This is a genomic window from Streptomyces sp. NPDC015346 (assembly GCF_043078785.1).
Taxonomy (GTDB): domain Bacteria; phylum Actinomycetota; class Actinomycetes; order Streptomycetales; family Streptomycetaceae; genus Streptomyces.
Genome location: NZ_JBIBTW010000009.1, coordinates 22829 through 34379, shown reverse-complemented (window position 1 = coordinate 34379; position 11551 = coordinate 22829). Strand labels below are relative to the sequence as shown.

At 69.3% G+C, this 11551-nt stretch carries 7 protein-coding genes; 6 read left to right on the top strand and 1 reads right to left on the bottom strand.

The window, feature by feature from the left end; all coding sequences use genetic code 11:
* Positions 1–265 precede the first annotated feature (265 nt).
* From ACF06X_RS28755 to ACF06X_RS28745, 3 genes are all read left to right on the top strand, one after another.
* Positions 266–955: a helix-turn-helix transcriptional regulator gene (locus ACF06X_RS28755; RefSeq protein WP_391139975.1), complete on the top strand. Its 690-nt coding sequence runs from the start codon at positions 266–268 to the stop codon at positions 953–955.
* A 47-nt stretch (positions 956–1002) separates the two neighbouring features.
* Positions 1003–2085: an inositol-3-phosphate synthase gene (locus ACF06X_RS28750; protein WP_392290225.1), complete on the top strand. Its 1083-nt coding sequence runs from the start codon at positions 1003–1005 to the stop codon at positions 2083–2085.
* A 78-nt stretch (positions 2086–2163) separates the two neighbouring features.
* A complete protein-coding gene (locus tag ACF06X_RS28745; protein ID WP_392290224.1) occupies positions 2164–3423 on the top strand; it encodes an MFS transporter in 1260 nt (419 codons plus the stop codon).
* 74 nt (positions 3424–3497) lie between these two features.
* Here ACF06X_RS28745 and ACF06X_RS28740 read toward each other — a convergent pair whose 3' ends face one another.
* Positions 3498–4940: a CCA tRNA nucleotidyltransferase gene (locus ACF06X_RS28740; protein WP_392290223.1), complete on the bottom strand. Its 1443-nt coding sequence runs from the start codon at positions 4938–4940 to the stop codon at positions 3498–3500.
* A gap of 179 nt (positions 4941–5119) precedes the next feature.
* On the opposite strand from ACF06X_RS28740, the gene ACF06X_RS28735 reads away from it, so the two are divergent.
* The 3 genes from ACF06X_RS28735 to ACF06X_RS28725 all read left to right on the top strand — a co-directional run bounded on the left by ACF06X_RS28735 (position 5120) and on the right by ACF06X_RS28725 (position 11542).
* Positions 5120–7465, top strand: coding sequence for a DUF6049 family protein (locus ACF06X_RS28735; RefSeq protein ID WP_392290222.1), 2346 nt, complete (start codon positions 5120–5122; stop codon positions 7463–7465).
* Between the two features lie 45 nt (positions 7466–7510).
* On the top strand, positions 7511–9718 hold the full coding sequence (murJ, locus tag ACF06X_RS28730) for a murein biosynthesis integral membrane protein MurJ (protein WP_392290221.1): 2208 nt from the start codon (positions 7511–7513) through the stop codon (positions 9716–9718).
* Positions 9719–9835: 117 nt separating this feature from the next.
* Positions 9836–11542, top strand: coding sequence for a protein kinase family protein (locus ACF06X_RS28725; RefSeq protein ID WP_392290220.1), 1707 nt, complete (start codon positions 9836–9838; stop codon positions 11540–11542).
* Positions 11543–11551 lie beyond the last annotated feature (9 nt).

The following is an 11551-nucleotide window of genomic DNA, read 5'->3' as shown; positions in this document are numbered from 1 at the left end:
CCGCAGCCGGTCACCCGCAGCACTGACGCCCTGCGGCGTCGCTCGGTTCCCGGTGGTCTGCATGCCGCACAGACTACGCACGGCCAAAACCCACCTAGGGACGAAGTTCACCCCAAATCAGGCAAGTCGATCGCTGTGAATTGACGATGTGACGCCGGTCACTGCGGTCCCACTTGTCGCAGGAGGACGACCGTTCTATCGTCGAGATGTATCGAGTCGATACATCAGTACGGCATAAGGGACCCGAGGGTGGAGGAGGCGACGGATGAGCAGGCGCTCCGGAATCCTTGAGTTCGCCGTCCTCGGCCTGCTCCGCGAAGCCCCGATGCACGGGTACGAGCTGCGGAAGCGGCTCAACACCTCGCTGGGGATCTTCCGGGCCTTCAGCTACGGGACCCTCTACCCCTGCCTCAAGACGCTGGTCGCAAACGGCTGGTTGATCGAAGAGCCGGGCAGCGCCCCTGAGGACGCTCTCGCCGCTTCACTCGCAGGGCGCCGCGCCAAGATCGTCTACCGGTTGACGGCGGAAGGTAAGGAGCACTTCGAAGAGCTCCTCTCCCACACCGGCCCGGACACCTGGGAGGACGAACACTTCGCGGCCCGCTTCGCCTTCTTCGGTCAGACCGAGCGCGAGGTGCGGATGCGGGTACTGGAAGGCCGCCGCAGCCGGCTGGAGGAACGTCTGGAGAAGATGCGCGCCTCTCTGGTCCGTACGCGCGAGCGCCTCGACGACTACACGCTTGAGCTGCAGCGCCACGGAATGGAGTCCGTGGAGCGCGAAGTGCGCTGGCTGAACGAGCTCATCGAGAGCGAGCGGGCGGGGCGGGATCAACGATCCGGCCCCGACGCCCCCGAGGGCGCCGCTCAGCAGGACAACGATTCTGGAGAAACGGGCGGCCTGCCCCGGCACGGGGGCAGTACCCGGCCGGATCCGTCCGACGACACCGCCAAGTGAATCCCCGCACCTCGGGGATTCCACGATCAAACAGGGAGCAACCGGAAATGGGTTCGGTTCGCGTAGCCATCGTCGGCGTGGGCAACTGCGCCGCCTCGCTGGTGCAGGGCGTCGAGTACTACAAGGACGCCGACCCGGCGTCCAAGGTGCCCGGCCTGATGCACGTCCAGTTCGGCGACTACCACGTCGGTGACGTCGAGTTCGTCGCCGCCTTCGACGTCGATGCGAAGAAGGTCGGCCTCGACCTCTCGGACGCGATCGGCGCCAGCGAGAACAACACCATCAAGATCTGCGACGTCCCGAACAAGGGCGTCACGGTGCAGCGTGGCCACACCCTCGACGGGCTCGGCAAGTACTACCGCATGACCATCGAGGAGTCCGCCGAGGCTCCGGTCGACGTCGTCCAGGTCCTCAAGGACCAGCAGGTCGACGTGCTCGTCTGCTACCTGCCCGTGGGATCCGAGGATGCCGCGAAGTTCTACGCGCAGTGCGCCATCGACGCCAAGGTCGCGTTCGTCAACGCTCTCCCGGTCTTCATCGCAGGCACCAAGGAGTGGGCGGACAAGTTCACCGAGGCCGGTGTCCCGATCGTCGGTGACGACATCAAGTCCCAGGTCGGCGCCACCATCACGCACCGCGTGATGGCGAAGCTGTTCGAGGACCGCGGTGTCCGCCTCGAGCGCACCATGCAGCTGAACGTCGGCGGCAACATGGACTTCAAGAACATGCTCGAGCGCGACCGCCTCGAGTCGAAGAAGATCTCGAAGACCCAGGCCGTCACCTCGCAGATCCCCGACCGCGACATGGGCGAGAAGAACGTCCACATCGGTCCGTCGGACTACGTGGCCTGGCTCGACGACCGCAAGTGGGCCTACGTCCGCCTCGAGGGTCGCGCCTTCGGTGACGTTCCGCTGAACCTTGAGTACAAGCTCGAGGTGTGGGACTCCCCGAACTCCGCCGGTGTCATCATCGACGCCCTGCGCGCCGCGAAGATCGCCAAGGACCGGGGCATCGGTGGCCCGATCCTCTCCGCGTCCTCGTACTTCATGAAGTCCCCGCCGGTGCAGTACTTCGACGACGAGGCCTACGCCAACGTCGAGAAGTTCATCAAGGGTGAGGTCGAGCGCTAAGGCGCCTGATCCGGCTCGTCGATGGAGGGTCCCCGGTCTGACGCCCGGGGGCCCTCTTCGTATGTGAGTCTTGCTGCCATGCCCGTCGTACGTGATCTGCGCGTACTCCTGCGCCTGACGAACTTCCGCCGCCTGCTCGCCGTCCGCCTGCTCTCGCAGTGCGCGGATGGGGCCTATCAGGTCGCACTGGCCACGTACGTCGTCTTCTCCCCCGAGAAGGAGACCTCTCCTGCGGCCATCGCGTCCGCCATGGCGGTGCTGCTGCTCCCGTACTCCCTCGTCGGCCCCTTCGCCGGCGTTCTCCTTGACCGCTGGCAGCGGCGCCAGGTCTTCCTCTACGGAAACCTGCTGCGGGCTCTCCTCGCCTGCGGCACGGCCGCACTGATGCTGGCCTCTGTTCCGGACTGGCTGTTCTACGTGTCGGCCCTCTCCGTCACGGCCGTCAACCGCTTCGTCCTCGCCGGCCTCTCCGCCTCCCTGCCCCGGGTCGTCGACACCGAGCGGCTGGTCGTGGCCAACTCCCTCTCGCCGACCGCGGGCACCCTGGCCGCGACCCTGGGCGGCGGACTCGCCTTCGGGGTACGGCTGCTCTCCGCCGACTCCGACGCCGCGGTGGTCGTGCTGGGGGCGCTCCTCTACCTCTGCTCCGCCCTCGCCTCTTTGCGCATGTCCCGGGAGCTCCTCGGCCCGGATCCCGGCATGGTCCAGCCGCGGCTGGGCGCCGCGCTGGCCTCGACGGCTCGCGGCCTCAGGGAGGGGCTGGGCCATCTGGCCGAGCGGCGGCCCGCCGCCCGGGCGCTGGCCGCGATGACCCTGATGCGCTTCTGCTACGGAGCCCTGACGGTCACCGTGCTGATGCTCTGCCGCTACGCATGGAGCTCCACGGAGTCGGAAGGACTGGCGCTACTGGGCCTCGCTGTCGGAATCTCGGGCGCCGGCTTCTTCGCGGCCGCCGTGATCTCGCCCTGGACGATCGGCACATTCGGCCCTCTCCGCTGGATGGCCTTGTGCGCGGGAGCGGCCGCGGTTCTGGAGCTCACGCTGACGCTGTCGTTCAGGGAGGCTCCCATCCTGGTCGCCGCGTTCCTGCTCGGGCTCATCACCCAGGGCTCGAAGATCGCGACGGACACGGTGGTCCAGACGTCGGTGGACGACGCCTACCGGGGCCGGATCTTCTCGCTCTACGACGTGCTCTTCAACGTCGCTTTCGTCGGCGCGGCCGGGGTGGCGGCGTTGATGCTGCCCCCGGACGGTCGCTCCGTCCCGCTCGTCGTGATGGTCGCCGTGCTGTACGCCTCGGTGTCGCTCGCGCTGACCCGTTCACGCGACGAGGGGTGATGTTTCACGTGAAACATCACCCCTCTCCCGCTCCGGCCAGTCGATGTTTCACGTGGAACATCGACCTGTCCGGCTCACTGCTGAGCCGCCCACCACTCCTTGAGCGCCGCGACGGCGGCTTCCCGCTCCATCGGCCCGTTCTCCAGGCGCAGCTCGAGCAGGAACTTGTACGCCTGCCCGACGGCCGGACCGGGCCGGATGCCGAGGACCTCCTGGATCTCGTTGCCGTCCAGGTCGGGGCGGATCGCGTCCAGCTCTTCCTGCTCCTGGAGCTGCGCGATCCGCTCCTCCAGCCCGTCATAGGCACGGGAGAGGGCACCAGCCTTCCGCTTGTTCCGCGTGGTGCAGTCCGAGCGGGTCAGCTTGTGCAGGCGCGAGAGCAGAGGGCCGGCGTCGCGGACATAGCGCCGCACCGCGGAGTCGGTCCATTCGCCGGTCCCGTACCCGTGGAAGCGGAGGTGCAACTCCACCAGGCGCGAGACGTCCTTGATCATCTCGTTGGAGTACTTGAGCGCCGTCATGCGCTTCTTGGTCATCTTGGCGCCGACCACCTCGTGGTGGTGGAAGGAGACCCGGCCGTCCTTCTCGAAACGGCGGGTCCGCGGCTTGCCGATGTCGTGCAGGAGGGCGGCGAGCCGCAGCACGAGATCCGGCCCGTCCTCCTCCAGGTCGATCGCCTGGTCCAGCACCGTCAGGGAGTGCTCGTAGACATCCTTGTGCCGGTGATGTTCGTCGCTCTCCAGCCGCAGCCCCGGCAGCTCGGGGAGGACGTGCTCGGCCAGGCCCGTGTCCACGAGCAGACCGAGGCCCTTTCGGGGGTGGGCCGAGAGCACGAGCTTGTTGAGCTCGTCACGGATCCGTTCGGCGGAGACGATCTCCAGACGGCCGGCCATCTCCGTCATGGCAGTGACGACCTCGGGAGCGACCTCGAAGTCGAGCTGCGCGGCGAAGCGCGCCGCGCGCATCATGCGCAGCGGATCGTCGGAGAAAGACTCCTCCGGGGTGCCGGGGGTGCGCAGAACACGGGCGGCGAGATCGTCGAGACCGCCGTGCGGGTCGACGAACTCCTTCTCCGGGAGCGCCACGGCCATGGCGTTGACGGTGAAGTCGCGCCGGACGAGGTCTTGCTCGATGGAGTCGCCGTAGGAGACCTCCGGCTTGCGCGAGGTCCGGTCGTACGCCTCGGACCGGTACGTCGTCACCTCGATCTGGTAGCCGCTCTTCTGGCAGCCGACCGTGCCGAAGGCGATTCCGACCTCCCAGACGGCGTCGGCCCAGGGGCGGACGATCTTCAGTACGTCCTCGGGCCGGGCGTCGGTCGTGAAGTCGAGGTCGTTGCCGAGCCGGCCGAGCAGCGCGTCCCGTACCGAGCCGCCCACCAGCGCGAGGCTGAACCCTGCCTCCTGGAAACGGACGGCGAGGTCGTCGGCGACAGGGGACACGCGCAGCAGTTCGCTGACCGCGCGGCGTTGCACCTGGCTCAGTGCAGTCGGGGTGTCTTCGTTGGCGTTCGGCACAACAGAAAAGGGTACGTGCCCCGGCCCCCGGCGACGTCCTCGATTTCCGGCGGGTGACCGGTCCGCTCCCATCAGCTGGAGCAGTCCCCGGCACTTGGCCACGGCGTGCCTCGTTACCATGCGTGGACACAGCAACCGGGAACCACCGACACCACTGATACGACGAGGACGGCGAACGCGTGGCCGAGGCGGCAGACATCCAGGGGACCGTTCCCTCACCTGCCCGCCGATGGCTGCGGCGCACGGCGGCTCTGCTCGCCGGAGCACCGCTGCTCGCCGGACTCCTGCAGCTGCCGGTGGCCTCCACGGCTTCCGCCGCGGAGGAGCCCGCCGGATCACGAACCGTCGATGTGTCTCTCGACACGCTCTCGCCGAGCGCCCCGGTGGAGGGCGACACGCTCACCGTCTCCGGGACCCTGACCAACAAGAGCAGCCAGACCGTCACCGACGCCCGGGTGGACCTCAGGGTCGGCCCCCGCATGACCAGCCGGAGTCAGATCGAGCAGGTCTCGGGCCGGACCGGTTTCCGTCAGGGAAGCGATCCGGCGCCCCTCGGCGGCACCTACACGGTCAAGATCCCCCGACTGGCCGCCGGCCTCAGCACGGAGTTCATCCTCTCCCTGCCCGTCGCCAAGCTCGGGCTCGACGACGCGGGCGTCTACCAGCTGGGCGTCTCTCTTTCGGGCCGGACCACCGCACAGCCCGGCGACCGGGTCCTGGGCATCGAGCGGACCTTCCTGCCCTACCAGCCCGAGGCCACGGAGAAGAAGACCCAGCTCACCTACCTCTGGCCGCTGATCTCCTCCGCCCGGGTCTCCGCGCAGACCGGCACGGACGACCAACGGACGCCCGTCTTCGAGAACGACGACCTGGCCGCGGAGATCGCACCCGGCGGACGGCTCGACCACATGGTCACGCTCGGCAAGGAGCTCCCCGTCACCTGGGTGATCGATCCGGACCTGCTGGCCACGGTCGAGGCCATGACCAGGAGCTACCAGGTCAAGAGCGGCACGACCACCGTGCCGGGCACGAACCAGGCTGTCGCCAAGCGCTGGCTGGATTCGCTGGAGAAGGCGGTGGTCGACCGCAAGATCGTCGCCCTCCCGTTCGCCGACCCCGACATCGCCTCGCTCGCACACCGCGGCAAGGACGTCCCCGGATCGCTGAGCCATCTCCAGCCCGCCACGGAGCTGGCCGCGACGACCGTGGAGACCATCCTCCACGTGAAGCCGTCCACCGACTTCTCCTGGCCCGTCGAGGGAGCCGTCGACCCCTCGATCATGGATGTCGCGACCTCGGCCGGCGCCCACAAGGTGATCGCCCGCAGCGACAGCTTCCGTGACGCCCTTCCGTACACGCCCACGGCCGCGCGTCCCATCGGCGGTGGCACCACCGCCGTCGTCAGCGACGCCTACCTGTCGACGGCGTTCGAGGGAGACCTGGTCCGCACCGGGAGCGCGACCCTCGCGGTCCAGGAATTCCTCGCCCAGTCGCTCGCGGTCACCCTGGAACAGCCCGATCAGCAGCGCAGCGTCGTCGTCGCGCCCCAGCGGATGCCCACGACGGCCCAGGCGCAGACCATGGCGAGCGCCCTGCGGGGTCTGTCGGCGCAACGGTGGACCGAGCCCCTCGACCTGATCGCGGCGGCGGCGGTGAAGCCGGACCCGGACGCGTCCACCTCGGTGCCCGGCGCCGCCCGCTATCCGCAGGCGCTGCGCCGGCAGGAGCTGCCGGTCCAGGCCTTCCGGGACATGAAGGACACCCGCGAGGAACTCGACGACTTCAAGGTCATCCTGACCCAGGCCGACCGCGTGGTGACTCCCTTCGGTACCGCGATCAGCCGTGAGATGTCCACATCGTGGCGTGGCCAGGCCCCCTCCGCCTCGCTGTACCGGATCGAGGTGCTCGACTATCTGCGGGCCCTGACCGAAGAGGTCCGGCTGATCGAGAAGTCGGATCTCATGCTCTCCGGTCGCAGCGCGACCATCCCGGTCACCGTGCAGAACAAGCTGCTGCAGGGCGTGGACCACCTGGTGCTGCGGCTGACCTCGGGCAACAAGACACGCCTGAACCTCAACGGCGGTGACCCGATCGCCGAGCTGCCGGTCAGGATCAGTGCCGGGCACAGCCAGTCCGTGAAGTTCACCGCCTCGGCCAACGCCAACGGGCCGGTGCCGATGACGGCCCAGCTCTTCACCGAGGACGGCACACCGTACGGGCAGCCGATGACCTTCACCGTGAAGGTCTCGGAGATCACTCCGACCGTGATGCTCGTCCTCGCCGGTGGTGTCCTGCTGCTCGTCCTCGCGGGCGCGCGGATGTACACCCAGCGCAAGCGGGCGGCCGCCCGAAACGCCGAGGCCGAGGCCGCGGAGGACGACGGGGCAGAGGGCCCCGAGGACTCCGAGCGCGGCGAGGCCGAGGACACACAGGACGACGATCCCGAGCAGCCGAGTGACCCGACGCCGGACACCGGTCCCGAAAGCGGCGCCCCGTCGGGCCCGGGTGAGAAAGTGGACCGTTGAGCGATGTCGTGGCCGGTCGGCCGGGGACGATGAGGTGGGGTAACCATGAACGCGCCGTACGACGGTGACCGCGGCCAGGGCGTGGGCGGCGGCGAGCCGTCCGGTGGAACGCCCGCGGCGCCCCCGGGATCCGGCCAGGCGCCGGCTCCCCCGCCGCAGCAGCCCGCCTCGGACCCGTACGCCCAGAACCAGTACGCCCAGGACCCCTATGTCCAGGACGCCTACACGCACGATCCCTACCGGGCCCGGGACCTGTCCGCGCAGGACCCCGTGAGCGAGGCGCTCTACGACCGCGCCGCGCACCCCCCGCCCCCTCCGGGCACCTACCAGGAGCCGCAGCCGCTCTACCAACAGCCCCCGGCGCCTCAGCACGCCCCGGACCCGCGGGTCTGGGCGCAGACCCCGCCCCCGGAGCCGGACGGGCCCTCCCGCCACCTCCCCTACGGCGACGACGCCCGCACGGTCCAGTTCACCGGCGTGGACGACCTGGTGACCCGGGCCGGCGACGAGCAGCCCGAGCCGGACGCCTTCGCTCACCTCTACCGGGACCAGCAGACCCCCGGCCAGGTGCCCTCGCCCGCTCCGGAGCCCGATCCGATGCCCGCCCCCGCCCCGAAGAAGTCAGGCCGTGCCTCCGGGCTGCTGAAGTCCAGCGCGGTGATGGCGGCCGGCACCCTGGTCTCGCGTCTCACCGGCTTCGTCCGCAGCCTCTTCATCACCGGCGCGCTCGGCGCCGCACTGCTCGGCGACACGTTCACCGTCGCGTACACGCTGCCGACGATGATCTACATCCTCACGGTCGGCGGTGGACTCAACTCGGTCTTCGTGCCGCAGCTGGTCCGCTCGATGAAGAACGACGAGGACGGCGGCGAGGCGTACGCCAACCGTCTGCTGACTCTGGTCATGGTGGCGCTCGGTCTGATCGTGGTGGCCGCCGTCTTCGCGGCCCCGCTCCTGATCCGGCTGATGTCGAACACCATCGCCGACGACGCCGCGGCCAACAGCGTCGCCGTGACCTTCGCACGCTTCTGCCTGCCCACGATCTTCTTCATGGGCGTGCATGTGGTGATGGGTCAGATCCTCAACGCCCGGGGCAGGTTCGGCGCGATGATGTGGACGCCCGTTCTCAACAACATCGTCATGATCGTCACGTTCGGCCTGTTCATCTGGGTCTACGGCACCTCCGCCGAGTCCCACATGGGTGTGCAGACCATTCCGGACGAGGGCATCCGCCTGCTCGGCGTCGGCACCCTGCTCGGCCTGGTCGTCCAGGCCCTGGCGATGATTCCCTACCTCCGCGAGGCGGGCTTCCGCTTCCGCCCACGCTTCGACTGGAAGGGCCACGGGCTCGGCAAGACGGTCAAACTCGCCAAGTGGACCGTGCTGTTCGTCCTGGCCAACCAGGCGGGCGTGCTGGTCGTCACCCAGCTCGCCACCGCGGCCGGTGAGGAGTCCGGCAAGGACGGTGCCGGCTTCCTGGCGTACTCCAACGCCCAGCTGATCTGGGGCATGCCGCAGGCGATCATCACCGTCTCGGTCATGGCGGCGCTGCTGCCCCGCCTCTCCCGCGCGGCCCACGACGACGACCCCAGCACCGTCCGGGACGACATCTCGCAGGGGCTGCGGAACTCGGCCGTCGCGATCGTCCCTGTCGCCTTCGCGTTCCTGGCCCTCGGCGTCCCGATGTGCACCCTGCTCTACGCCTCCAGCGGCATCGAGGCCGCCCAGGGCATGGGCTTCATCCTGATGGCCTTCGGCCTCGGCCTGATTCCGTACTCGGTCCAGTACGTCGTCCTCCGCGGCTTCTACGCCTACGAGGACACCCGGACGCCCTTCTACAACACGGTCATCGTCGCCGCGGTCAACGCGGCCGCCTCGGCCGCCTGTTACTTCCTGCTTCCCGCCCAGTGGGCCGTCGTCGGCATGGCCGGATCGTACGGACTGGCGTACGCGGTCGGTGTCGGCGTCGCCTGGCGTCGCCTGCGCAACCGGCTGGGTGGCGACCTGGACGGCGCCCATGTCATGCGGACCTACGCCCGCCTCTGCCTGGCGTCGCTGCCCGCCGCGATCGTCGCCGGTGCGGTGGGATTCGGGCTCCTGAAGGCGCTCGGCGAAGGTGCTCTCGGCTCGCTCGTAGCCCTGCTCGTGGGCGGCGTCGTGCTCCTCGGAGTCTTCTTCGTGGCCGCCAAGCGGATGCGGATCGAAGAGCTGAACTCCATGGTGGGTATGGTCCGTGGACGCCTGGGACGGTAAGAAGCCGGTCCCGCACAACCATCGTCGGCAACCGCGTGTCGTGCATAGCGGCCGACTGTGGGCACAATTGGCTTGGCTGTGGGATGCGGTGCAACGGATGGGGAGGCAGGAACGACGGTGGCGGAACGTAGCACGGCTGCCGTCGACGTGGCCGACAACAGCGGTGACGACCCGCTGACCGCCAAGGCGGACAAGGCCGCGACCGACGGGGTGGCGGAAGCGCAGGACACGGCGGAGAAGTCCGCCGACGACGCAGACAACAAGGCCGGCGACCGGCAGAACGGCGAACAGCCCTCCATCGAGACTCCCGAACTGCACAGCGGGCACAAACTGGCCAGGCGCTACCGGCTCGAGGAGTGCGTCACTCGTCTGGACGGTTTCAGCAGCTGGCGTGCCGTCGACGAGAAACTGCGTCGCGCCGTCGGCGTTCACCTCCTGCCGGCCGACCACCCCCGGGCCCGTTCGGTCCTCGCCGCTGCCCGCTCCGCGGCGCTGCTCGGCGACCCCCGTTTCGTCCAGGTCCTCGACGCCGTCGAGGAGAACGACCTCGTGTACGTGGTGCACGAGTGGCTTCCCGACTCCGTCGAGTTGACCGCGCTGCTCGCTGCGGGACCGCTGGAGCCGCACGACGCCTACCAGCTGGTCAGCCAGGTCTCCCAGGCCATGGCCGCCGCCCACCGTGAAGGCCTCGCCCACCTGCGCCTCACACCGAGCGCCGTACTGCGCAGCTCCACCGGCCAGTACCGGATCCGCGGCCTCGCCGTGAACGCCGCGCTGCGGGGCATCAGCGCGGAGCGCCCGCAGCGCACCGACACCGAGGCGATCGGCGCCCTGCTGTACGCGGCGCTGACGCAGCGCTGGCCCTACGACAGCGACGCCTACGGGCTCTCCGGACTCCCCAAGGGCGTCGGGCTGCTCCCTCCCGACCAGGTGAGGGCCGGAGTCCACCGCGGCCTGTCCGAGATCGCCATGCGCGCCCTGGCCAACGACGGGGCGACCGCCTCGCGCCAGGAACCGCCGTGCACGACCCCGGACGAGCTCGCCAAGGCCGTGGCGGCGATGCCCCGCATCCGCCCGCCGGAGCCGGAGTTCCCCACCCCGCCCGAGTACCAGCGCACCACCTACCAGCAGGGCACGTACGGCCGGCCCCAGCAGCGTCCCGGGGTCACCGTCCTCCAACCGCTGGCGCCGCCCCCGGCCCCACTGGAGAGCCGTACCGGCAGGATCCTGAAGTGGGCCGTCTCGGCACTGCTCATCGCGGCACTCGGACTGGGGAGCTGGCAGGTCGCGGACCGGTTGCTCGACCAGAACAAGGGGACCGAGACTCCCAAGAACACCCAGCCGCAGGATGTCGAGGACAAGAAGGGACAGGCTACGGGCAAGCCGGTCACGATCGTCGAGGCGCACGACTTCGACCCGCTCGGCGACGGTTCCGAAACCCCCTCGGAGATAGGGAAGGCCTACGACGGCGACCCGTCCACGTCGTGGCAGACGTCCAACTACTACGGCTACCCGAACTTCGGCAGGCTGAAGGAGGGCGTGGGAATCGTCCTGGATCTCGGCACGGTCCAGCAGGTCGGCAAGGTGGAGGTCACGTTCGAGGGCACCACCTCGGTGCAACTGCGGGCAGCGGGGGAGAGCGTCTCGTCCCAGCCCTCGTCGCCCGGCGACTTCACCACCCTGGCCGCGCAATCGGGAACGCACGTGACCCTCGCCCCGGCCACGCCGGTGAAGACGCGCTACGTTCTCGTCTGGCTGACCGAGCTGCCCAGCAGCGCGGGCGGCTACCGCGGCAAGATCTCGGACATCAAGATCACCAGCTGACGGCACCTC